The sequence below is a fragment of the Pseudomonas sp. LBUM1644 genome (assembly GCF_059716195.1).
In genome coordinates, this window is record NZ_CP166812.1 from 2,687,729 (window position 1) to 2,711,777 (window position 24,049).

At 60.3% G+C, this 24,049-nt stretch carries 20 protein-coding genes and 1 pseudogene; 14 read left to right on the plus strand and 7 right to left on the minus strand.

The genetic code is table 11. From position 1 onward, the window contains the following. Positions 1-121: 121 nt before the first annotated feature. Positions 122-403, minus strand: a pseudogene (locus ACA052_RS12140) (hypothetical protein); the annotation flags it as partial. A 121-nt stretch (positions 404-524) separates the two neighbouring features. Then, positions 525-1,412, minus strand: a complete 888-nt coding sequence (locus tag ACA052_RS12145) for a serine hydrolase domain-containing protein (RefSeq protein WP_497649881.1) — start codon at positions 1,410-1,412, stop codon at positions 525-527. A 198-nt stretch (positions 1,413-1,610) separates the two neighbouring features. Here ACA052_RS12145 and ACA052_RS12150 point away from each other — a divergent pair, with 198 nt between their 5' ends. Beyond that, positions 1,611-2,546: a LysR family transcriptional regulator gene (locus tag ACA052_RS12150; RefSeq protein ID WP_497649882.1), complete on the plus strand. Its 936-nt coding sequence runs from the start codon at positions 1,611-1,613 to the stop codon at positions 2,544-2,546. Here the strand turns inward: ACA052_RS12150 and ACA052_RS12155 are convergent. The 4 genes from ACA052_RS12155 to ACA052_RS12170 form a co-directional block, all read right to left on the minus strand. Beyond that, positions 2,531-2,977 (minus strand): GlcG/HbpS family heme-binding protein, encoded by a 447-nt coding sequence (locus tag ACA052_RS12155; RefSeq protein WP_497649883.1) that lies wholly within the window; start codon positions 2,975-2,977, stop codon positions 2,531-2,533. The genes ACA052_RS12150 and ACA052_RS12155 overlap by 16 nt on opposite strands. Before the next feature lie 11 nt (positions 2,978-2,988). Then, positions 2,989-4,338, minus strand: a complete 1,350-nt coding sequence (locus ACA052_RS12160; RefSeq protein WP_497649884.1) for a metal-dependent hydrolase family protein — start codon at positions 4,336-4,338, stop codon at positions 2,989-2,991. A gap of 186 nt (positions 4,339-4,524) precedes the next feature. Further along, positions 4,525-5,682 (minus strand): alpha/beta hydrolase family protein, encoded by a 1,158-nt coding sequence (locus ACA052_RS12165; RefSeq protein WP_497649885.1) that lies wholly within the window; start codon positions 5,680-5,682, stop codon positions 4,525-4,527. Between the two features lie 59 nt (positions 5,683-5,741). Further along, positions 5,742-6,704 (minus strand): LysR family transcriptional regulator, encoded by a 963-nt coding sequence (locus ACA052_RS12170; RefSeq protein WP_497649886.1) that lies wholly within the window; start codon positions 6,702-6,704, stop codon positions 5,742-5,744. 276 nt (positions 6,705-6,980) lie between these two features. Here ACA052_RS12170 and ACA052_RS12175 point away from each other — a divergent pair, with 276 nt between their 5' ends. From ACA052_RS12175 to ACA052_RS12235, 13 genes are all read left to right on the plus strand, one after another. Continuing rightward, complete coding sequence (locus ACA052_RS12175) at positions 6,981-7,922, plus strand: VOC family protein (RefSeq protein WP_497649887.1); 942 nt, start codon at positions 6,981-6,983, stop codon at positions 7,920-7,922. Positions 7,923-7,936: 14 nt separating this feature from the next. Next, positions 7,937-8,347 carry a Rieske (2Fe-2S) protein gene (locus ACA052_RS12180; protein ID WP_497649888.1) on the plus strand — a complete coding sequence of 137 codons (411 nt, stop codon included), beginning with the start codon at positions 7,937-7,939 and terminating at the stop codon, positions 8,345-8,347. Positions 8,348-8,434: 87 nt separating this feature from the next. Further along, positions 8,435-9,559, plus strand: a complete 1,125-nt coding sequence (locus tag ACA052_RS12185) for an FAD-dependent oxidoreductase (RefSeq protein WP_497649889.1) — start codon at positions 8,435-8,437, stop codon at positions 9,557-9,559. 57 nt (positions 9,560-9,616) lie between these two features. Further along, positions 9,617-11,314, plus strand: coding sequence for a DUF1302 domain-containing protein (locus ACA052_RS12190; RefSeq protein WP_497649890.1), 1,698 nt, complete (start codon positions 9,617-9,619; stop codon positions 11,312-11,314). Positions 11,315-11,326: 12 nt separating this feature from the next. Further along, positions 11,327-12,715 (plus strand): DUF1329 domain-containing protein, encoded by a 1,389-nt coding sequence (locus tag ACA052_RS12195; RefSeq protein WP_497649891.1) that lies wholly within the window; start codon positions 11,327-11,329, stop codon positions 12,713-12,715. 61 nt (positions 12,716-12,776) lie between these two features. Next, positions 12,777-13,883, plus strand: a complete 1,107-nt coding sequence (locus ACA052_RS12200) for a WD40/YVTN/BNR-like repeat-containing protein (protein WP_497649892.1) — start codon at positions 12,777-12,779, stop codon at positions 13,881-13,883. Between the two features lie 4 nt (positions 13,884-13,887). Then, the gene (locus tag ACA052_RS12205) at positions 13,888-16,362 is read left to right on the plus strand and encodes an efflux RND transporter permease subunit (protein ID WP_497649893.1); all 2,475 of its coding nucleotides are present in this window, start codon (positions 13,888-13,890) and stop codon (positions 16,360-16,362) included. Then, the gene (locus ACA052_RS12210; RefSeq protein WP_497649894.1) at positions 16,352-17,599 is read left to right on the plus strand and encodes an MFS transporter; all 1,248 of its coding nucleotides are present in this window, start codon (positions 16,352-16,354) and stop codon (positions 17,597-17,599) included. Before ACA052_RS12205 ends, ACA052_RS12210 begins: the two co-directional genes overlap by 11 nt. 13 nt (positions 17,600-17,612) lie before the next feature. Further along, positions 17,613-18,194: a cupin domain-containing protein gene (locus tag ACA052_RS12215; RefSeq protein WP_497649895.1), complete on the plus strand. Its 582-nt coding sequence runs from the start codon at positions 17,613-17,615 to the stop codon at positions 18,192-18,194. Further along, positions 18,191-19,174, plus strand: coding sequence for a fumarylacetoacetate hydrolase family protein (locus tag ACA052_RS12220; RefSeq protein WP_497649896.1), 984 nt, complete (start codon positions 18,191-18,193; stop codon positions 19,172-19,174). The genes ACA052_RS12215 and ACA052_RS12220 overlap by 4 nt, the downstream gene beginning before the upstream one ends. Positions 19,175-19,184: 10 nt before the next feature. Continuing rightward, positions 19,185-20,189 (plus strand): NAD-dependent epimerase/dehydratase family protein, encoded by a 1,005-nt coding sequence (locus tag ACA052_RS12225; RefSeq protein WP_497649897.1) that lies wholly within the window; start codon positions 19,185-19,187, stop codon positions 20,187-20,189. Further along, complete coding sequence (locus ACA052_RS12230; protein ID WP_497649898.1) at positions 20,167-20,961, plus strand: cyclase family protein; 795 nt, start codon at positions 20,167-20,169, stop codon at positions 20,959-20,961. The genes ACA052_RS12225 and ACA052_RS12230 overlap by 23 nt, the downstream gene beginning before the upstream one ends. 62 nt (positions 20,962-21,023) lie before the next feature. Next, entirely contained in the window at positions 21,024-22,679 is a 1,656-nt protein-coding gene (locus ACA052_RS12235; protein WP_497649899.1) for an arylsulfatase, read from the plus strand. A gap of 11 nt (positions 22,680-22,690) precedes the next feature. On the opposite strand, the gene chrA is transcribed toward ACA052_RS12235, so the two are convergent. Next, positions 22,691-24,046: a chromate efflux transporter gene (gene chrA, locus ACA052_RS12240; protein WP_497649900.1), complete on the minus strand. Its 1,356-nt coding sequence runs from the start codon at positions 24,044-24,046 to the stop codon at positions 22,691-22,693. Positions 24,047-24,049 lie beyond the last annotated feature (3 nt).

Genomic DNA, 24,049 nt, shown 5'->3' on the forward strand with positions numbered 1-24,049 from the left:
CAGGCTGCGATCTTGACGCACGCTCAAACACCGCATGACGTCAGGATTCTTGCAGCCATAAAAAAACCCGGCTGCTGTGGCCGGGTTTTTTCTTGAGTACCGCTTTAGAGCCATTCATTCATGCGTTGCGATTTTGAATCAGACGGTCAGAACCACCTTCAGCAACGCGATTCTGGATCAGACGATCCGAGCCACCTTCGGCAACGCGGCTTTCGATCAAACGGTCGGAGCCACCTTCTGCAACACGGCTTTCAATCAGACGGTCGGAACCACCTTCGGCAACACGACTTTCGATCAGACGATCCGAACCGCCTTCAGCGATGGCCTGGTGAGCAGGGGCTGCGGCGAAAGCGTTAGCTGCAAAAACCGAGAAAGCGATGCTGAGGAAGATTTGGCGTTTCATGATTGTGTGCTCCGGGGTGTTATTGGTTGGTATGGAGGCGATGTTACGCCCCGGAGTTTTTAAGAGAACTTCATTGGGTTGATGGTGACTATCGATGCGAGCAATGTATGGATCGCATCGCTCAATCAGTGTTTGAGAACCTGGCAGACAGTCGCTCCACGACCTCTGCTTCGGCGGCCCCTTCGTCGTTGCCTTCACGCAAGACCGCACACGTCGCCGACTGGTCGCCGACCGCGCAACGGTACACCGCGACGATGCTGCCCGGTCCGGCTCCCGTGTGTCCGCTGAGGGTCAGGCCGCCAGCCACCGCACCCTGCATCAAGCCAAGGCCATAACCCGGGGCAGTCCATGGGCGTCCGGGAATGGGACCGCCAAGGTGACGTACGGACTGCATCTCCTGCAGCAACCACTCGGGGAGCAGGTGGCCTGCAAACACGAGATCGAGGAGGAGGGCAGCCTCTGCCAACGGGCCGACCAGCAAACCGTGATAGACCCAACCCGGGTCGTACGTGGTCGCGCTGCCCATGCTCACACCCTGCAAATCGGCCCGGGTCCGAGCAAGGCGAACGTGCGTCAAACCGAGCACTGAAAACACGCGTTCCTCCAGCGCCTCTTCAAGTGCAAGACCGGTGACCCGCTCGATGAGCCTGGCGACGTACAGATAGCCGACATTCGAGTAGCGCCAACCGGCTCCCGGTTCGTAGCGTAACCGGGTGGCGTCGAGGCGATGCAGCATGTCATCGGCCGACCAGGGCAGTTCGTTGTGGCTAACGGCGGCGTGGTACTCGGCGAGTTCACCATAGTCCGCCAACCCGGCCTCGTGTCGCAGCAGTTGGCGCAGGGTAAAGGGCCCTTCGGGAACCTCTTCATCAAGACTGACCGTTCCATCACGCACAAGTGTCAGGGCTGCGCCACAAAGCACTGTCTTGGTAAAACTCCACCAGGGAACCATCACATCGGGCATTTGCGGTGTTAGCAGGGAACCGTTCGATACAAGGGAAAAAAACATGGGGTGGCTCTAGGCAATGGAAAGGACGTTGTAAGGGTGCGCCACGTCAAAGTAAATGGGCTTGTTGACGGTGTTGCCCCGTGTGCAACCGAAACTGGCATCTTGATTGGCGATACCACCTAACGAAGGACGCGATTGGCGTAGTCGGCAAGCCGGCCTATAAGGTGGACACTCCCCGAAGTCTGCTACGGATACAGCATGCGATACAGACGCCTCGACTTGAACCTTTTGGTTGCCCTGGATGCCTTGCTGACCGAGTGCAGTGTCAGCCGGGCCGCCGAGCGTTTATGCCTGGGTCAGTCGGCCACGAGTTCGGCGCTTGGCCGTTTGCGCGAGCATTTCAATGACCCGTTACTGGTTCAGGTGGGGCGGCGTCTAGAGCCGACGGCATTGGGGCTGGAGCTGTTACCCAAGGTCCGTGAAGCCCTCGTCCTGACCCGGGAGATTGTCGATGCCCCGGTGAATTTCGAGCCAGCCACCTGTACTCGAAAATTCACTCTGGTGGCATCCGACTACATAGCCGGGGTGCTGTTGCCGGCGGTCAGCCTTGAATTGGCGCGCATCGCCCCTGGTGTGCGTTTGAGCCTGCGGGACTTGCCCGTGCCGCGTGATGGTGACGTGGTCAGCGAAGCGCTCGACTATCGGCGCAGTGATTGTGTGATTGTGCCGCAGCGCCGGCTGAACCCTGCTTACCCCCATGTGGCGTTATTGAGCGATCAACTGTGCTGCATCGTCTGCGCGCAGCAGCCGCAGTTCGCTGACGGCTTGAGCCTGGCCGACTACTGCGCTGCCGAACATGTGGCACGGGAGTTTGCCGACGGTCGAAACCTGGCAATGGATGCCGTGCACCTGCATGAGCTGGGCATTCAGCGGCAGGTAGCGGTCGCCGTGGAAAGCTTCGCGCTGATACCGGAATTTATCGTCGGTAGCGCGCGGGTCGCTACGTTGTTTCGCCGGCAGGCCGAGCGTTTTGCTCAGCGCTATCCCTTGCAAATTCACCCCTCGCCGCTGGCGTTTCCCGAGGCCGTTCAAGTGCTGCAATGGCATCCCTATCAAGAGCATGATCCGGCCATGATGTGGTTTCGCGGCCTATTGTTGGAGCAGGCCGCGCTGCTTGATCAACCCAGCGGCTGATCACCGTTATCTGCCACCAGACCCCACTGAGCGATGGCCTGCAAAGCGCATCGTTCATCATTGTCCGAGGTGTCGCCGCTGACGCCGATGGCGCCGAGAATCAGGCCCTCGGCATTGCGTATCAGCACACCCCCAGCCACGGGAATGACTTCGCCACCCGTCAGGCTGTTGATCGCATCGAAAAACGCCGGCATCGCTTGCGCGCGGCGCGCCAGCTCCCGTCCACCGAAGCCCATTCCGAGGCAACCGCGTGCTTTGCCGGTGGCGATTTGTGGCCGGAGGAAACTGGCCTGTTCATCGCGCAGGACGGCGAGCGGGTGACCCGCAGCGTCGAGCACGGCGGCGGCCAGGGGTTTAACCCCCGTTTCCCGGGCGATACGAATCGCGCCACTCGCGATGTGCGTGGCGGTGAGTAGATCGAGTTGCTGCATGTCGTCAGTCCTCACAAGGCCCACTTGCCCAGTTGGGCAACGCGGTCTCGGGTGTACAGGTCGGTCCATTTCAGTGAGTTGAAATCCGACACTTGTTTGGGGTTGTAGGGGCTGCGTTCCATCCGTACCGGCTGGCCGGCTTTGTACACGGCTTTGAGGCGCGAACGGTCTTGCAGAATGCGGATGTCGTGCAACGGCGAACCGTCCACCAACAGGAAGTCTGCCTGTTTGCCCACTTCCAGCGAGCCGAGGGTTTCACCGCGTGGCATGCAGCGCGCACCGACTGCAGTCGCGGCATACAACGCTTCGGCTGGGGTAAAGCCCAAACGGGTTACGAGCAGTTCCAGTTCGCGAGCATGCCACTCGCCGTAAGGCGTCACCGCAAATCCGCTGTCGCTGCCGCAGGCGAAAGGTACGCCGGCGGCCTTGGCCCGTTTGAGCACCGCAGAGCCGACTTCCAGAGTGCGTGCGCAGTAACCGGCATAGCCAGTGCTGATGGCTGGATCGTGGGGCTGGCAGAAGTCCACTGTGTTCTGGGGAAAGGTCATGGTTGGGGCGAGAATGCTGCCGGCTTCAAGCAAGGCTTCGATGCACGCATCGTCCATGTAGAAGGCATGGAACACCAGGTCTGCACCGGCGCGGGCGGCGTACATCACGGCTTCGCGGCCATAGGCATGAGTCGCGACTTTGCAGCCCAGACGATGCGCTTCTTCAACCATCTCGTAGGTTTCTTCGGCCGTGAACGCGGCGATGATTTCGCCATTGGGGCGGCGGTGGGTGCCGTCCATGGCGATCTTGATCAGGTCCACGCCATCCTTGGCCTGCTTGCGGATTTCCGCCAGCGCATCGCTGCGGCTGGTGACCAGTTGCGCGGTGAAGTATTCCGGGGCCCCTACGCGGCTTGGGAACCAGTCGTTCAGGCTTTGCCGGTTGGTAATGACCCGGCTGCTCGCTGCAATGCGCGGGCCTTCGAACAGGCCGGCGGCGATTGCATTACGCACAGCGATACTGAGCTGGCCGCTATCCCCAGGACAAACCATGCTGGTGACGCCGGCAGCCAGTACGTGTTGTGCGAAGAACATGCCGCGCAGTGCGCGGAATTCGTCACTGGTCCACAGGTCAATGTCTTCTTCACTTTGCGCGTTGCCGAAAGCCAGGTGCGTATGCACATCCACCAGGCCAGGCATGACAAAGTGATCGCCGGCATCCAGCAGGGTGTCTCCCGGGTGGGGTTGCGGTGCTGACGCCGTCGGGCCGACGTAGCTCAGCAGGCCGTTTTCAACGACCAGCGTTTGCTGCTGGCGGGTGTCCAGGCCGGTGCCGTCGAACAGGGTCTGGCATTTCAGGTGCAGGGCAGTCATGGTGTTTTCGCTTGGCTGATTGTTATGCAAAACGAGGCTAGGGCGCTGCCATCGATGCCACCAGCAGATTGCATCGATGGCCGCGTATTGATGGCGTCGATAGCTGGATTCGTTACCCAGACATGCAAAAAAAAGCCGGAGAACCCTAAGGTTCTCCGGCGTTTTTGTGTGAGGCTACGAGGTGAGTCAGGCCGTGTGGCCGCCCAGTGTTTCCGCGATCCAGTCGGCGATGTAGTGGCCCGCATTGATGCTGTTATCGAAGCTGGAATGTTGCACGCCGCCTTCGCGCTCAGTGAAGATTTTCAGCTCGCGTTTAGGGCTGTTGACCAGTTGCTCGTAAGTACGATGTGCCCACTTCAGTGGAATCTGCGAATCCTTTTCACCGTGGGTGACCAGGAAAGGCACTTTGATCCGGTCCAGCACACCGTCCAGATGTACGTTTTCGGCGATGGTCATGAACTCGTCGACATCCTTCGCGCCCCACACCCAGCACACGTGCGCCCAATAGTGCGGCACCGGGAAGCTGCCTTCTTTTTCCAGGCGACGCTTTTGCACATCGCGCCAATCGTGGTTGGCACCCCACACCACGCCGCAGGCAAAGCGCGGTTCGAACGCGACGGCGCGCGGGCAGTAGTAACCGCCGAGAGAGACGCCTTCCAAGCCAATGCGCTTGGCATCCACATCACTGCGGGTTTCCAGCCAGTCGACCACGCGACTGGCCCAGTGCTCGCTGTCGAAACGGGCGATCAGGTTATGCAAGCGCAGCGCTTCACCGGTTCCAGGCTGGTCGATGATCAACGATGACACGCCGCGTTTTGCCAGCCAGGCTGGCAGGCCGACGCGGTATTTCATTTCCTTTGTCGAGTCGAGGCCATTGACCTGCACCAGGATCGGTGTCGGGCCGTTCACGCCTTCGGCACGTACCAGCAGGCCGGAAATGTGCTTGCCCTCGTAGGGGATTTCAACCCGCTCACAGTTTTCTTGCGACAGCTCGGTACCGCGTTTGAAAGTCTGCAAAAAGCGCTGGTACAGCTCGGTACGGCCCGGTGCGCCGTGGGCCTGCAGGCGTTCGCAGGTGAGGTAATACGTGGCGGCGCGGTTGTACTTTTCGCCTGCGGACAGCCGTCGGCCATGACTTTCGTCCTCTTCGGCCAGGCCGCAGAGCTTGTCGGCCATTTTCGCCCAGGTGTCGCGGAACGCCTTGGTACCGGTAGCGTCGGGTTGTTTGGCGGCGTCTTGCAGGGGCGCGCACATCTCTTCGATTTCGCCCATGCGGGCACCCATCTCGATGGCCAGATCGACAGAGAGATTCCACACGTAGTTGGTCGGGAAGTAGCGGAACATGATTTTTATTGTCCTTGTGGTTGCCTTGGCATGTGCAAGGCACGTTAAGGACGGCCCGACTATTTGGCCAATCGTGAGTCGGGATGGGAGGTATCGCGAGAGGCGATATGACCCTGTTCCAAATGCTGGATGAATTCGCTGATGCGATCACGCAGCCAACGATGCATGGGGTCACCGTCCACGCTGCGGTGCCAGAGCAGGAACTCGCGCATCACGGGGATTTTCACGGGTGGTTGCAGAATGCGTAGCGGCAGGTGCTCGGCGTACAAATGCGCCAGGCGCTGGTGCATGGTGGCGATGCGTTGGGTGCCGACGATCAACTGCGGCAGGGTATTGAAGTCGTTAGTAATGACTTCGAGGCGGCGATTGAAGCCGTACTGGTTCATGAACCACTCTTCGATGCTCATGTGGCGGCTGCGACCAAAGCCGACCGAGACATGGCCCATTTCCATGTACTGCTCAAGGGTCAGGCTGTCGCCCACTTGCGTGTTGCCTTGCCACACCACGCAGACATGTTCTTCTTCGAAGAGCAGTTTGGAAGGGTGGCCGTCAATGATGTAACGCTCAGGCACGATCATCAGATCGACCTCGCCGCGCACTAGCAATTCACCGGAATTGTCACCAGGGCCGAGCATCTCGAACGTTATGTAGGGCGCTTCCTGATGAATCTTCTGGATCACCTGGGCAAACAGCACGCTGATCAAGTAGTCCGAGGTCACCATGCGGAAGTGTCGTTTGCTGGTGGTGGGGTCGAACACTGGTTTGGCGGTGATTGAGGACTGAATCGTCAACAACACTTCGCGCACTGGTCTGCCGAGTTCCAGCGCGTAGGGGGTCGGCTGCATTTTTCGCCCCACTTGCACCAGCAATTCGTCCTCGAAATAGGTGCGCAGGCGGCCCAATACACCGCTGGTGGCGGACTGCGTCATGTGCAAGCGTTCGGCAGCACGGGTGATGTTCTGCTCTTCGAGCAACACATCGAGCGCCACCAGCAGGTTCAGATCCAAGTGGTTGAAACGCATTAGGCATGTCCATTGTTGTATTTATTTTCGCGATACATTCGGATGAATACATCACCGCGTCAACCCCGCTGCCTGACGTTTCCCTCCGGATTCAAGTATCGCGTTTGCCGATAGGTCGCATCCCGACACGCGATTAGTCAGCTGCCAACCCTCAGGTCAATCTTCGCCGCAGTCGGACCTCTGGCCGACACCACCACCGGTTTCAACACCTGGCTGTTCGACTTGATGAGCGTTCAGCGGCTGTTTCCGGATCATAATTTCAATGGAGTGGTAGCCATGAACATCATTGGCCTTGATGCCCTGATCTTTGGCGTCGATGACATCCAAGCCTGTACCGATTGCCTGCGTGATTACGGCCTCGCGCCTGTTTCCGTCGACGACAACGGGGGGCGTTTCGAAGCATTGGACGGCACCGCCGTGATCATTCGCCGTGCGGACGATCCGAACCTGCCTGTCGCCATCGGCCCGGCACCGTCGATTCGTGAAACCATTTATGGCGTCGCCAGCGCCGCTGACCTCGACGCCATCGAAGACGAACTGGCGCGAGATCGTCAGGTCACCCGTGATAATGACGGGGTGCTGCACAGCATCGACGACATGGGATTTGCGATTGCCTTCCAGGTCACCGTTCGCAAGGCGTACGACGCGGCGGATGACCTGACCAACGCCGCCGGCCATGCGCCGCAGCGTCCGCTTAATCAACCGGGCATTACCCTCGAGATGAGTGCCACGCCGCGCACCTTGTCCCATGTGGTGTATTTCGTCCCGGATGCCGCCAAGGCCGAGGCCTTCTATGCCGAGCGCCTGGGTTTCAGAACCACGGACACTTTCGTCGGCGCCGGTCCGTTCATGCGCCCGGCAGGTTCCGATGATCACCACTGCCTGTTCATGATCCAGACCCCGCCGCACATGAAAGGCTGCGAGCACTTCACCTTCCACATGGGCAGCGGCACTGAAGTGTTGTTGGCCGGCACGCGTTTCGAGCAAAAAGGCTGGACCAGTTTCTGGGGGCCTGGCCGTCACCTCTTTGGCTCCAATTGGTTCTGGTACTTCAACAGTCCGCTGGGTTGCCATATCGAATACGACGCCGACATGGACAAACACGATGAGGCCTGGGAGGCACGCCGTGCCCCGCTGTCGGCGGATAACTCGCAACTGTTCCTGTTCAACTCGAAAGAAAAATGGGCACCCGGCGGACCGCCACCGAAGCAAGGTTGAGTCGGGTTTCAGCCATGAACGACAGCGATTTTTTCCTGTGTCGGGTGGAGGACTTGGTGGAAGGGCAGGCGCGCGGGTTTGATCCGTTACAGCAAGGCAGAGACAGTGTTTTTGCCTTGCTGCATCAAGGTCAGGTGCGGGTTTATCGCAACAGTTGCCCGCATCTGGACGTACGCCTGGAGTACCGCAAAGACCGTTTTCTCTCTGCCGACGGCCAGTTGATCGTGTGCTACGCACACGGTGCGCAGTTTCTGCCGAGCACCGGCGAATGCGTCTATGGCCCGTGTCTGGGGCAAACACTGGAGGCACTGCCGTGGCGTCTGGAAGAGGGCTGGCTGGTGCTGAAAATGCCTGGCTTCGGGGTGTTGCAGGGGCAGGTCGAGGTATCGCGATTGGCGATACATCGCATCCCTACTCGCGATTAGTCAAATCCCTGCTTTGTCGGGAAGCTGGACCTAACGACGCAGCGCCCGGCGCTGCATCGAATCACAAGAATAAGAAGTGAGAATGCCATGAGTGAAGTGAACAACGTTCTGATCGTGGGCGGTGGTATTGGTGGATTGTGTGCGGCCATCGCATTGCGCCGCAAAGGCATTGAGGTCGACTTGATCGAGCTCAAGTCAGAGTGGACGGTTTACGGTGTCGGCATTATCCAGCAGAGCAACGTGGTCCGCGAGATGGCCAAGCTTGGGGTGTTGGACGGTTATCTCGATGCGGCGTATGCCTTTGAAGATGTCGCTATCTACGGTCCGGCCGGGCAGCAATTGGCGCGCATTCCCGGTCAACGCCTGGCCGGTCCAGACTATCCGGCTAACGTCGGTATTTCGCGCCTGGCCCTGCACAAAGTCCTCAGCGAAACCGCCCTCGAACTGGGCGCCAAAGTACGTCTTGGCCTCAGCGTGCAATCGCTGAACGATCAGGACGACAGCGTTAATGTGTTGTTCACCGATGGCAGCAGCGCGGGTTACGACCTGGTGGTTGGTGCTGATGGTTTGTTCTCCAGGGTTCGTGAACTGCTGTTTGGCGACACCTACCAACCGCGCTTCACCGGTCAATCGGTGTGGCGCTACAACTTTCCGCGCGCGGCGCAAATCGATCATCTCGCCAACTATCAAAGTGCCGAGGGCAACGCCGGACTGGTGCCGCTGGCCGGCGACCTGATGTACATGTTCCTGACCTCCCACGAACCGACCAATCCATGGATGGACCCCACCACCATGGCCGAGCAGATGCGCCAGCGCTTGCAAGGGTTCACCGGCCTGATCGGCGAGCTGCGTGAGCAAATCACCGACAGTAGCCAGGTGGTCTACAAGCCGATGGAAGTGGTTTTCGTCGACGAGCCTTGGCACCGCGGCCGCGTTTTGTTGATCGGCGATGCCGCACATGCCACCACACCTCACCTCGGTCAGGGCGCCGGCATGGCGATTGAGGATGCAATCGTGCTCAGTGAAGAACTGACCGGTGACGGCAGCGTTGAGCAACAGCTCGAGCGCTTCATGAAACGCCGTTTCGAGCGTTGCAAATTCATCAGCGAAAGCTCGGTGCTGGCCGGCGACAAAGAGATGCAGCACGACCGTGACTTCGACCGTATCGGCCTGGTCAAGCAAATGCTCGCGCGCACGGCCGAACCTATCTGATTCAACACGACAGTTCACCCACAGCAGTTACCACTATAAAAACAAGAGGTTAACGCGATGGTTAGTTTCGCGACTGCGACGCTTGTGCGCCGCCCGGTCTGCACGTCTGCACCCTTTGGTTTCAGTTTGGCCGCGGTTTTGGTGTTGTGCAGCCAGGCGGCGAATGCTTTTCAGGTGGATACGGGGAATCCGGATTTCAGCCTGCGCTGGGACAATACGGTCAAATACAGTGCCGCGTGGCGAACCCAGAATCCCAGCAGCAAACTGACCGAGGGTCAGGTCTCGCTCAACCAGGACGATGGTGATCGCGCCTTCAAGAAAGGTCTGATTTCCAACCGCACGGACATCCTTTCCGAGCTGGATATGTCCTTCAAGAATGTCGGCGCCCGCATCAGTGGTGCCGCCTGGTACGACACCGCGTACGAGCACGACAACGATAACGACGATCCGGCCCGTGCCAACGCACGTTCGGTGGCCTACGACGAATTCACCGATGACACCCGCCACGTGCACGGGGGCGACGGCGAACTGCTGGACGCTTTTGTGTACTGGAACGGCGAAGTGGCCGACCGCGCCACGTCGATACGTGCAGGGCGCCACGGGTTGATCTGGGGCGAGAGCCTGTTCTTCGGCGCCAACGGCATTGCCGGTGGCATGGCGCCGGTCGATGTGGTGAAAGCGCAGTCCGTACCCAACACCCAGTTCAAGGAAATCACCCGCCCGGTCAATCAACTGTCGGGCACTTTTCAAATGACCGATGACGTGTCGCTTGGCGCGTTCTACCAGCTCGAATGGGAGGAGACGCGCCTTCCGGCTGCCGGCAGTTATTTCTCCACCAGCGACACCATTGGTGAAGGCAACGAACGCCTGATCGTCGGCGCACCCTTTCCTGCATTCCTCGGCGGCAACCCCAACAGCCCGGCGGCGTTCTTCCACGGCAATGACAAGGAAGCGCGAAGTTCGGGGCAGGGCGGCCTGCAATTGAAATACAGCGCCGAGACGGTCGAGTACGGCCTCTACGCAATTCAGTACCACGACAAGACACCGAAGCTTTATCTACGGCCCTCCACCGGTGCGCCGAACTTCAGCACCGGGCAGATCGGCGATTACTACTGGGTTTATCCGGAAGACATTCGCGCCTTTGGTGCCAGTTTTTCCACCACGGTCGACGCCTACAGCTTCGCCGGTGAAGCCTCGATGCGCTGGAACATGCCGCTGGTTTCCAACGGCGTGACCGTGTTGCCCGGTGTAGAAGCCGACAACGACGATAACGCGCTGTACGCCGTGGGGCGCACGGCCCACGTCAACCTCAACGTGATTGCTTCATTCGGGCCGAACTTCATTGCCAGGGAGTCGGGGTTCGTCGGTGAAATCGCCTGGAACCGCTTGCTCAGCGTGACGAAAAACCGCGCCGCGCTCGATCCCAATGCCACTGATGACGGCCTCGGTTTCAAGATGGTTTACACCCCGACCTACCGCCAGTTTTTCTCCGGCATCGATATCAGCATCCCCGTCGGCCTGAGCTACTTCCCGCTAGGCAAGTCGGCCGTTGTCAGCTCCTTCGGCCCGGACGATGGCGGCGATATGAACATCGGAATCACCGCGACCTATCTGGACCGCGTCACCGCAGGCCTGACCTACACGCATTACTACGGCCCCGAGGACACCAACCTCAACGCGGCCAGCCAGTTCAATTACAAGCAATCGCTGAAGGATCGGGATTACCTGGCCTTCTCCGTCAAGACCACGTTTTAAGAGGACTTGCGCATGACCCACAACAAGAAAAATCGAGCTTTCAAACTCAAAGCCCTGTGTTTCGCGCTGCTTGGCACCCTGGCCGTGTGCAGCCCATGGGCGCTTGCAGCCACGGCAGACGAAGCGGCCAGTTTGTCGAAAAGCCTGACGCCTTTCGGCGCTGAACGCGCCGGTAATGCCAACGGCACTATTCCTGCCTGGGACGGCGGCTATACCAAGGTCGATCCTTCATACAAGGAGGGCGGCAAGCGTTCCGATCCGTTCGCTGCGGACAAGCCGGTGTTCAGCATCACCTCGAAAAACCTTGCGCAATACGCTGACAAACTCAGCGACGGCACCAAGGAAATGTTCAAGCGCTTCCCTGAAACCTATCGCATCGATGTCTACCCGACACGTCGTACCGCCGCTGCGCCGCAATGGGTGTATGACAACACGCTGAAAAACGCTACCCGCGCCAAATTGGTGGACAGCAGCGCCGGCCCGGTACCGGAAGGTGCGTTTGGTGGCATCCCGTTTCCGGTGCCACACAACGGCGCCGAAGCCATGTGGAACCACTTGCTGAACTGGCGGGGCACTTCGGTGGCGATGCATTTTCGTCATTACCTGATGACCGCCGACGGCAATCAGGTCATGACCACCGACGGCCAGGCCATTCAGGAGATGCCGTATTACTACCAGGACGGTTCGCCGGAGTCCTTCGCCGGTGACTACTGGCTGTTCCGTCTGCTCAATATCGGGCCGCCGTTGCGCGCCGGCGAACAGATCATGGGCCGCACCAACATCAATGGTGACAAGTCCCAGGCACACGTTTACCTGACCGGTCAGCGCCGTGTGCGCAAGCTGCCGAATGCCTGCTGCGATACACCGACACCGGCGACTGCCGGGGTGATGTCGTTCGACGAATTAAGCGTGTTTCAGGGCCGCATGGATCGCTTCGACTGGAAGCTGGTGGGCAAGCAGGAGATGTACATCCCCTACAACACCAACAAAGTGCAAACCGCCGGCAAACCTGAAGACTTGTTCCTCGCTCATCACATGAACCCCGACTACGTGCGTTGGGAACTGCACCGGGTTTGGGTGGTGGAGGCACAACTGGCCCCCGGCAAACGTCACCAATTGCCAAAGGGTCGCTACTACCTCGATGAAGACACCTGGCAAGCGATGCTCGGCGACCGCTGGGACGCCAACGGTCAACTGGCCAAGACCTTGTGGTCGTTACCCGCGGTGCTGCCCGACCTGCCAGCACAAGCGCAACTGTCTTCGGGCTTTTACGACCTGACATCTGGCGCCTGGTTTATCCAGAACGTCTATACCGGGCTGCCTGAGCAGTACGGCAGTGTGGATCGCTACAAGGCTTCGGAATTTTCGCCGGCGGCGATGGCAGGTGCCGGGGTTCGTTGAGTCAGACCGGATCGCGGTTTACGGACCGCGATCCGGATTCACAGGTGTTTCGAGGTCGGTAATGAACAGAATCTGTCAGCTGTTGGGTCGACTGATGTGGTGTATGGCGCTGCCACTGGCGTTGCCGTTGAGCCTGGCGCATGCCGCTAAGGTGGGTGACGTGCTGGACACCCCGGCGATGTTCGCGCCGCAAGCACAATACGCAGTGCTGCTGGACCTGGCGCGGGCGGGGACGCGGCTGGTGGCGGTGGGGGAGCGGGGCATTGTGCTGCTCTCCGATGACAACGGCACAAGCTGGCGCCAGGCCGTGGTGCCGGTATCGGTCAGCTTGACGGCGGTGCAGTTTGCGGATGCCAGTCGCGGCTGGGCCGTCGGGCATGCCGGTGTCGTGCTGGCCTCGCAAGACGGGGGTGAGCACTGGACCGTCCAGTTGAACGGAAGCCGCGCTGCGCAACTTGAGTTGCAAGCCGCCCGGCAGCAACAGTCCACTGCGACAGAGCAGGACGCCGCCGGGGTACGCGTGCAAGCGGCTGAGCGATTGGTCAGTGACGGTGCGGACAAACCCTTCCTCGCACTCAAGTTTGTGGACGACAAGCACGGCCTGGTAGTCGGCGCTTATGGCCTGGCGTTCCAGACCGACGACGGTGGTCTCACCTGGCAGTCGTTGATGGGGCAAATCGACAATCCCATGGGCGCGCACCTCTACGCCATCGCACGGCTGGGCGAACACTGGTTTATCGCTGGCGAGCAGGGTTACCTGGCTCGTTCGAATGATGGCGGCCAATCCTTCGCAGCGCTCGACAGCCCCTATGCGGGCAGTTTTTTTGCCTTGCAAATCCGCGACGACGGCACATTGCTGGCGGCCGGTTTGAAAGGCAACGCGTTTATCTCCAACGACCTCGGCGAGCACTTCCAGTCCGCACCCGTGCCGATGCCGATTTCTTTCAGCGATGCGATCCGCACCGATGACGGCCAGTTGCTGCTGGTAAATCAGGGTGGCGCGCTATTTCGAACCAGTCGCCAGCCCGGAGGGCTGCTGGAGCCTTATGGCAAACCACTGGGCAAGCCCGTTGCCAGTGTGATCCAGGCCGCCGACGGCAGCCTGGTGCTGGCCGGGTTCACGGGTGTGACGCGCATATTGCCGTCAACCGCTAACGCTTCGGAGTGAGGTTATGACGCCATTCGACAACGCCACGGCAAGCCTGGCGAATTTTGATCCGCGCTCCGGCTCAGTGGTGGAACGTACCTTGTTCAACCATCGCCTGTGGGTGCTGCTGGTGTGTGTCCTGACGACCCTGGTGCTCGGATTTCAGGCCACCCGGATCGAGCTCAATGCCAGCTTCGAAAAGATGATCCCGACCCAACAGCCCTACATTGCCAATTACCTTGAACACCAGAAACAACTCAGTGGCTTGGGCAATGCCTTGCGAATCGTCGTGGACAACCGCCAAGGCGATATCTACGACGCCGAGTACCTGAAAGCCCTGCAGGCCATGAGCGACAAGCTCTACCTGCTGCCAGGCGTCGACCGCGCGTTCATGAAGTCGTTATGGACGCCGGCCACCCGGTGGGTCGCCGTTACCGAGGACGGCCTGGACGGCGGTCCGGTGATTCCCGATGACTACACGGGCTCTACCGCCAACCTGGACGCGTTGCGACGTAATGTGCAGCGCTCCAATGAACTTGGGCAATTGGTGGCCTTCGATCAAACCTCCAGCATCATTTACGTACCGTTGCTGGCCAATACGGCCAATGGCAAACCGCTGAACTATTCGACCTTGTCGGATCAGCTGGAGGCCCTGCGCAACACGTATCAAAACGACAAAATCGATATCCACATCACCGGGTTCGCGAAAAAGGTCGGTGACTTGATTGCCGGTCTAAAACAGATTTTGCTGTTTTTTGCCGTGGCCATCCTGATCACCACCGCCGTGCTCTTTTGGTACACCCGTTGCCTGCGCAGCACGCTGCTGGTGGTGTTCTGCTCACTGGTGGCGGTGGTTTGGCAACTTGGGCTGCTGCCGCTACTGAACTACCAGCTGGACCCGTACTCAGTGCTGGTGCCGTTTTTGGTGTTCGCCATCGGCATGAGCCACGGCGCGCAGAAAATGAACGGCATCATGCAGGACATCGGCCGTGGTATGCACCGCATCGTCGCTGCGCGATTCACCTTCCGGCGCCTGTTCCTCGCCGGGCTGACGGCGCTGCTGTGTGACGCGGTGGGTTTTGCCGTGCTGATGCTGATCAAGATTCAGGTCATTCAGGACCTCGCCGTGATCGCCAGTATCGGCGTGGCGGTGCTGATCTTCACCAACCTGATTTTGCTGCCCGTGCTCTTGTCCTATGTCGGCGTGACGCCGGCTGCGGCGCAGTTGAGCCTGAAAAGTGAACAAGCCGAGCAGGCCGGCCAGCGTCGCCATGCTTTTTGGCGTTTTCTGGACCTGTTCACCCAGCGTCGTTGGGCCAGCCTGTGTATTGCCATCAGCCTCGCATTGGCGGCAGTCGGCTTTATGGTCAGCCTGCAACTGAAAATCGGCGACCTCGATGCCGGGGCGCCCGAGTTGCGAGCGGACTCGCGCTACAACGAGGACGATGCCTTTCTCACCCGTCATTACGGCGCCAGTAGCGATCTGTTTGCCGTGATGGTGAAAACCCCGGCCAGCAGCTGTGCGCGTTACGACATCCTCGCCAAGGTCGATGCCCTGGATTGGCAACTGCGCGCCTTGCCGGGCGTGGATTCGACCAATTCCCTGGCATTGCTCAACCGTCGCATGCTGGTCGGCCTGAGTGAAGGCAACCCGAAGTGGTACGAGCTGCAGAACAATCAGGCGATGCTCAACATGATCACCGCCAGCGCACCTCGTGGCTTGTACAACGAAGACTGCAGCCTGCTGACGCTGTACGCCTATCTCACCGACCATAAAGCCGAAACCCTCACGCGTCTGGTCGAGCACGTTGAGCAATTTGCCGCGGCCAACAACACCGACGAAGTGCAGTTCCTGCTGGCCGCGGGTAATGCCGGTATCGAAGCGGCGACCAATATCGTGGTTAAACAGGCCAACCGCGAGATGCTCTTTTGGGTGTATGGCGCGGTGATTGTGCTGTGCCTGATCACCTTCCGCTCCTGGCGCGCCACGCTCTGCGCGGTGATCCCGCTGATGCTCACGTCAATTCTGTGCGAAGCGCTGATGGTCTGGCTGAACATTGGCGTGAAGGTTGCCACCTTGCCGGTGATCGCCTTGGGCGTGGGCATCGGCGTCGACTACGCGCTGTACGTCATGAGCATTCTGCTGGGACATCTGCGTCAAGGGACGAGCCTCTCCGAAGCCTATTACCGGGCATTGGTGTCCACCGGCAAGGTGGTGATGCTGACTGGCATCACCCTGGCCATCGGCGTGGCGACCTGGATGTTTTCACCGATCAAATTCCAGGCCGACATGGGCGTGCTGCTCGCCTTCATGTTTGTCTGGAACATGGTCGGTGCCTTGGTGTTGCTGCCAGCGCTGGCCTACTTCCTGCTGCCTGTGCGCAGTCCGGCCGCCGGCGTCGTGGGGTCAGAAAGTGCGATCAAGGAGGCGGCTTCTGCCACGGCGGTTGTTGCTGACGTCCATCACTTGCGCGGCAAGGAGCATTGTCATGGTCGCTGAATCCCGAGTTGAAAACGCCGGTCAACACGCCGGGTTGGCGCAAAGTCTGTTGCTGCTTCTGGGCAGTTGCTTGCCGGTACTGGGAGCGGTGTTGCTGGCCCCGGTGTTGCCGCGGATGCAGGCCCATTTCAGCGACGTGGCCGGCAGCGCCGTGCTGGTCCCGATCGTGCTGACTTTGCCGGCGCTGGTGATTGCCCTGTTGGCGCCTTTCGCCGGGTTGATCGCTGACCGCCTGGGACGCAGGCCATTGTTGCTGGCGAGCATGGGCTTGTACGTGATCTGCGGGGTGTTGCCGTTGTGGCTCGACTCGCTGCAGGCGATCGTACTCAGTCGCGCCGGTATCGGTTTGGCCGAGGCGGGCATCATGACCTGCTGCACTACGCTGATGGGCGATTACTACAGCGGCACCCAACGCGAGCGCCTGTTTGCGCTGCAAATGGTTGCCACCTCGCTGTCCGCTGCGGTGTTTATTGCGGTGGGCGGCTTTCTGGGACAGAACGACTGGCGCACGCCGTTTGCGTTGTACGCGGTGGGCTTGATCTTCCTGCCGTTGATGGCCTGGAAACTCTGGGAACCGCAACCGCGTGCACTGAAGGTGCAATCGACATCGCCGGCACCCACGGGCGCATTTCCCTGGCGCGCCCTCACGCCCATGTACGCGTTGGCGCTGCTGGCCGGTCTTAGCCTGTTTATCGTGCCGGTGCAGGCCGGGTATCTGCTCAACTTGCTCCACGTGGACGCCCCCCAGCAAATCGGCATGACCATGGGCGCCAATCAGTTGGGCGTGCTGGTCGGTGCCCTGAGTTTTCGTTTGTTCGGCGCACTGCGCAGTCAACACATGCTGCTGATTGCCTTTGTGCTGGCGGGAGTTGGCGGACTGCTGATGGCCGGTGCCGGTAGCCATGCACACGTGGTGGTCGCGGTGTTGGTCAATGGATTGGGGATCGGTCTGATGCTGCCGACCCTCATCACCTGGATCATGGCCCAGGTCAATTTTCATCAGCGCGGCCGGGCAGCGGGATGTTTTACCGCGGCCATTTTCGCCGGCGAATTTATCAGCCCTCTGGCGGTACTCGGCATCACCGCAGGCATCACCTCGGCCTTACCCCACGCACTGGCCGTCATCGGTTGGCTGCAGATCGTGGTGGCCGGGTTTTGTCTGACGGTCCCCAGGTTGGGTGGCTTATTGGTCAACGCGAATGCGGACGGTCGCAACACCGTCGGCGATGGCAACTGAACGAGGACATTCCATGCAAGCGCTTCCCGAATTCAAAAGAGTGGTCACCGGCCACAACGCCGACGGCCAGGCGATCGTCGCCAGCAGTGGTCCGACGCCCAATGTATTCCCGCTACTGGCGGTGCCCGGTACGGTGTTTTATGAACTGTGGAACAGCAGCGCCAGCCCGGCGCTACTCGATAACGCCAGCGACCCCAGCAGCCAACCGCTGCAACTGAGTCCAGGGCCGCAGGGCAGCGTGATACGCGTGGTGGACATTCCACCGGACAGCGTGCAGAACCAGGTCAGCGATGAAAACGCTGCGGCGGTGTTTGCCGAAATCGGCGAATCCCACGCCGGTACTGGCCAGGCCAACTCCCGGCACAAACTGATGCACCGCACCGAAACCCTCGACTACGGGATCGTCACCGAAGGCGAGGTGTGGCTGGTGCTGGATGAGGAAGAAGTGCACCTCAAACGCGGCGACGTGGTGGTGCAACGCGGCACCAACCACGCCTGGAGCAACCGCACCGAAGCCATGGCCCGCATGGTCTTCATTCTCCTCGACGGACGCTTTGCCGCCGAGCTACGAAATGGACAGGGAGCATCGGCATGAAACTCGCGACACTGAAAAACGATAGCCGGGATGGCCAACTGGTGGTGGTCTCGCGAGACCAGGCGTGGGCGCTGGACGCCAGCCCCGTCGCGCTGACCTTGCAGCAGGCCATCGAAAACTGGGGCAGTGCCGAACCGCGCTTGCAAGCGCTGTCCAGCCAGTTGAATGCGGGCCAAGTGGTGGATGCCTTTGCCTTCGATCCCACCCAGGCCATGGCGCCGTTGCCGCGCGCGTACCAGTGGTGCGATGGCTCGGCGTTCCTGAGCCACGGTGCACTGATGCAGAAGGCCTTTAACCTTGACCCCATCGACGGCGCCGAGCACACGCCGCTGATGTACCAGGGCGCCGGTGACGATTTCATTGGCCCGCGCGACGATATTCGACTGCCCAGCGAGAGCCAGGGCATCGACTTTGAAGGCGAATTCGTGGTGCTGGTGGACGACGTACCGATGGGCTGTCTGGCCGAGCAGGCGATCCAGCACATCAAGCTGATCCTGCAGATCAACGACGTCAGTCTGCGGGCCTTGGCCCCACGGGAAATGCGCACCGGTTTTGGCTTTTTGCAGGCCAAGCCTTCATCGAGCTTTGCCCCGCTGGCCATCACCCCGGATGAGCTGGGCGATGCCTGGCGCGATGGACGCGTGCATTTGCCGTTGAACGTGCGGTGGAACGATAACTGGTTTGGTCACCCGCACGGTGGGCAGATGAATTTCGGCTTTGGCCAATTGATCGCCCATGCCGCGCTGACTCGCAGGCTGCGCGCCGGCACGCTGATCGGCTCCGGTACGGTCTCCAATAGCGAGCGCAGTGTGGGATCGGCCTGCATTGCCGAGCGCCGCGCCATCGAGATGATCGAGCACGGCGCCGCGCAAACTGGCTTCATGAAGTTTGGTGACCGGGTACGGATGGATGTTCTGGGCAACGATGGTCAGTCGTTGTTCGGTGCGATTGACCAGCGCGTCGTTCAGGCCCACGGCTGAGGAGCGCCCTATGCGTGTGTTGATTACCGGTGCCAATGGTTTTGTCGGTCGCGAATTGGTGCGTTGCCTGCTGGCACGGGGCAGTTTGCGTGGTCAGGCCATAGGCTCGTTATTGGTGCTGGACACCGACCTTAAAAACTTGCCGGCGGACCCGCGTTTGCGCCGGCATTCCGGCAGCGTCACCGATGCGGCCTTGATGCGACGCGTCTTGGCCGATGGCATCGACGTGGTCTTTCATCTGGTGAGCGTTCCAGGTGGGGCGGCGGAGGCGCATTACGAGCTGGGTTATCAGGTCAATCTGCTGGCCAGCCTGGAACTGCTCAACCAGCTACGAGATGCAGTGCTGCCGCCGGTGCTGGTCTATGCCAGCAGTGTGGCGGTGTACGGCGGTCAGTTGCGGGCGCGAATGAACGAGCGTGCCGAGCTCCACCCGGAGCTGTCCTATGGCACGCACAAGGCGATGGTGGAAAGCGCCGTGATCGACCTTGGCCGACGCGCGGAAGTGGACGGTCGCGTGTTGCGCCTGCCGGGCATCGTCGCCCGCCCGCGTGAGCCCAATGGCTTGCGCTCGGCGTTCATGAGTGACCTGTTGCGGGCGTTTGCCGAGGGCGAATCCTACAGTTGCCCGGTCTCGCAAGAGGCTACGGCCTGGTGGATGTCGGCGCGCTGCTGTGTGAACAACCTGATCCACGCCGCAGAAATCGACAGCGCCTTTCCAGGGATGCAACGGGTGTGGCAGTTGCCGGTGCTGCATTTGTCCATCGCCCAGGTCGTCGACGCCTTGGCGGCGAGTTACGGCCAAGAGCGTCGCAGCCTCATCAGCTATGCCCCGGACGCTCAACTCGAAGCCTTGTTCGGATGCATGCCGCCCCTGAAAACACCGCAGGCGCGTGCGGCCGGTTTCAGCCACGACGGCAATGCAGCCGCACTGATCCGCAATTCCCTGAATCCCGCCGCACCCCGGCACCTGCCGCTCAACGGAGACACTGCTCATGTCACAGCCAATCAAGCCTAAACGTCGCCTGGTGGACCTTTCGGTCACCCTCGAAAACAACCCCTACACCGATCCGCCACCGTTGTTGCCGAAGATCGATTACATGGACCATCAACAGGGTTGGCCTGAAATGGCCGCGATGTTCCCGGGGCTGCAACTTGATCAGATGCCGGGCAAGGAGTCGTGGGCTGCCGAGCGTTTGCAGATCACCACTCACAGCGGAACGCACATGGACGCGCCCTGGCATTACGCCTCGACCACCGACGGCGGTCAGCCGGCGTTTGGCATCGACGAATTGCCGCTGGATTGGTGCCTGCAACCGGGCGTAAAGCTGGATTTTCGGCACATGCCAGACGGGCACGTAGTCACCGCCGCCGAGATCGAAGCCGAGCTGGCGCGCATTGAGCATGTGTTGCAACCGTTGGACATCGTGCTGATCAACACCCGCGCTGGTGCGTTATTCGGTCAGCCGGGATACCTCGATGCCGGCGTCGGTATTGGCCGCGAGGCCACTTTGTATTTGCTGGAACGCGGTGTGCGCGTCGTGGGCACCGATGCCTGGAGCTGGGACGCACCCTTCAAATACACGCGCGAACGTTTCGCGGCCGACGGCGATGCCTCGATCATTTGGGAAGGGCACAAAGCCGGGCGCGATATCGGTTATGGGCAAATGGAAAAGCTCGCCAACCTTGAAGCGCTGCCCGCCAACGGCTTCGTGGTGTCTTGCTTTCCCTACAAGATCAAGCACGCATCGGCGGGGTTTGTTCGGGCGGTGGCGATCTTCGAAGGGTAAGCACCGCGCCGCGCAACTATCAAAATCCATGTACTTCGATCAAATACAATAAGAGAGAAAATATGCGTCTTTTGCGGATGCCCCTGACGTTACTGTTCGGTGCGCTGACACTCGGTAGCAGCCTGGCGATGGCGGCCAGTGGCGATGCGGCACAAACCAACATCTTGCTGATTCTGGCCGACGACCTGGGTTATTCCGACCTGGGCAGTTATGGCGGTGACATCAATACCCCCACGCTCGATCAACTCGCCCATCAAGGCGTGCAGTTCACCAGCATGTACGCCGCGCCCACCTGTTCGATCACTCGCTCCATGTTGATGTCGGGTACCGACAACCACCTCGCCGGGCTAGGCACCATGGCTGAAGCATTGCAGCCTTTCCAGCAAGGCAAGCCAGGTTATGAGGGCTATCTGAATCAACGTTCTTACTCGATTGCCGAATTGCTGAAAGCGGGCGGTTACAACACCCTGATGGTCGGTAAATGGCATTTGGGTCTCGAGGCGGATCAGGGGCCGGAACAACGGGGCTTCGAGCAGTCCTTCACATTGCTGGAGGGCGGCGCTTCACACTTCAAGCCTTCCAGTGTCGAGCCAGCGAAAATCGAGCAGGTTCACTACCGCGAAAACGGCCAGGCCGTGGAGCTGCCGGAAAACTTCTACTCCACGGATTTCTACACCGACAAACTGATCAGCTTCCTGAAAAACAGCAGGAAGGACGGCAAACCGTTTTTCGCCTACGCCGCGTACACCTCGCCGCACTGGCCGTTGCAAGCGCCCAAGGAATACCTGGATAAATACCGCGGACGTTTTGACCAAGGCTATGACAGTGTGCGTTTGTCCCGAATCGAACGCATGAAAAAGCTCGGCCTCGTGGCCAATGACGCCCAGCCCGCGCAGCCTCTTCCGGTAAATCCGAAGCTACCGGGCTGGCAGCAATTGAGCCCTGAGCAGCAACATATCGAAGCGCGGAAGATGGAAATCTACGCGGCCATGGTCGATAACCTCGACCACAACATCGGGAGGCTGGTCGATTACCTGCGCGAGAGCGGCCAGTACGACAACACCCTGATCGTGTTTATGTCGGACAACGGCGCCGCCGCTGAAAATCACGCCCAGTTCTATCCGCCGGGCCCACGCACTGATAACAGTTACGCCAACCTGGGTCAGCCCGGTTCACAGATCGACTATGGTCTGCGATGGGCCGAGGTCAGTGCCGCACCGTTTCACTTGTTCAAAGGCACCACTGCCGAAGGTGGCATCAGCGTGCCAGCGATTATCCAATTGCCCAAGACCCTGCATCGTCAGGGTGTGGAGCGTGGCGTGGCGCGAGTCGATGACCTGGCGCCGACCTTTCTCGAACTGGCGGGTATTGCGCTGCCGAGCGAGGCGCCCACTGACACGAGCAAACATCCAATTACGGGCAAATCGATGCTGGAGATGCTCGCCGGCAAAGGCAGCCCTCATAACGACGATAGCCTGGCCGGCGAACTGTTCGGCAATGCCTATTACCGCGAGGGCAACCTCAAACTGTTGGGCATGCGCCCGCAAGCAGGCTTTGGCGACAACGCGCAGCCGCCGCAATGGCAGTTATACGACTTGGCACAAGACCGTGGCGAAAACACTGACCTGGCAGCCGCGCAACCGGAAACACTACAGCGGCTCAAGGAAGCGTGGTTGAAATATGCCCGGCAGGTGGGTGTGGTGTTTCCGGCCCACTAGCACCACTCCAATCAAAGCAAGTGGATAAGTAACCCGGACAGCGCGCAGGCCACCAACACTTCAATCACTCCACGCTTGAAATGGAACAGCGCAATCGCCGCCGCAATGGCAATCAGCGCCGACGGCCAATCGAAGTGGCCGTCGACGCCATTGGGCCACAGCACATGGTAGCCAAAGAAGCACGCCAGATTGAGGATCACACCGACCACCGCAGCGGTAATTGCCGTTAGCGGTGCGGTGAATTTGAGCTCGTTATGTGTCGACTCCACCAAGGGGCCGCCAGCGAGGATGAACAGAAACGAAGGCAGGAAGGTGAACCACGTCACCAGTGTGGCGGCGAGGGCGCCGGCGAAAAATGCCTGGTCGGGGCCGAAAACCGGGTGAACGTAAGCGCCGATGAATCCGACGAAGGCCACCACCATGATCAGCGGCCCGGGTGTGGTTTCGCCGAGCGCCAGGCCATCAATCATCTGAGTGGGTGTCAGCCATCCATAGTGTCCGACCGCCCCTTGATACACATAGGGCAACACCGCGTACGCGCCGCCAAACGTCAGCAGCGCCGCCTTGGTAAAGAACCAGGCCATCTGGGTCAACGTGCCTTCCCAGCCGAACAGCACGGTGAGAATGCCCATCGGCAATGTCCACAACGTGGCGCCGAGAACGGACAGGCGCAGCAGTTTCAAGGCGCTGAAACGGGCATGTTCGGGGGTAGGGGTGTCGTCATCGATCAGCGCCGGCCCGAAGGATTTGCGGGCTGCGCCGTGGCCACCGGCCGTGAATTTTGCGGGAGCCACGCGCCCGCCGAGATACCCGATGATTGCCGCTCCCAGCACGATCAGCGGAAATGGAACATTGAACACGAAGATGGCCGCGAATGACGCGGCAGCGATCCCCCACAACCAGTTGTTCTTCAGGGCTCGTGAACCGATCCGGTGCGCGGCCTGAACCACAATGGCCGTTACCGCCGGCTTGATCCCGTAAAACAAACCGGCCACCGCCGGCACCTCGCCGAAGGCGATGTACACCCAGGACAAGGCAATCAGGATGAACAGCGACGGCAGCACAAACAGTGCGCCGGCAATCACGCCACCCCACGTGCGGTGCATCAGCCAGCCGATGTAGGTCGCTAGCTGCTGGGCTTCGGGCCCGGGCAGCAGCATGCAGTAGTTGAGTGCATGCAGAAACCGCCGCTCCGAGATCCAGCGTCGCCGCTCTACCAACTCCTGGTGCATGATCGAAATTTGCCCGGCCGGACCGCCGAAACTGATGAAGCCAAGTTTGAGCCAGAAGCGCAAGGCCTCCCAGAGCGAGACCGCTTCAGGTTTTGTTTGATCCAGATCCGTGGCCGGCGAGGGCGTGTCGCTCAAGCG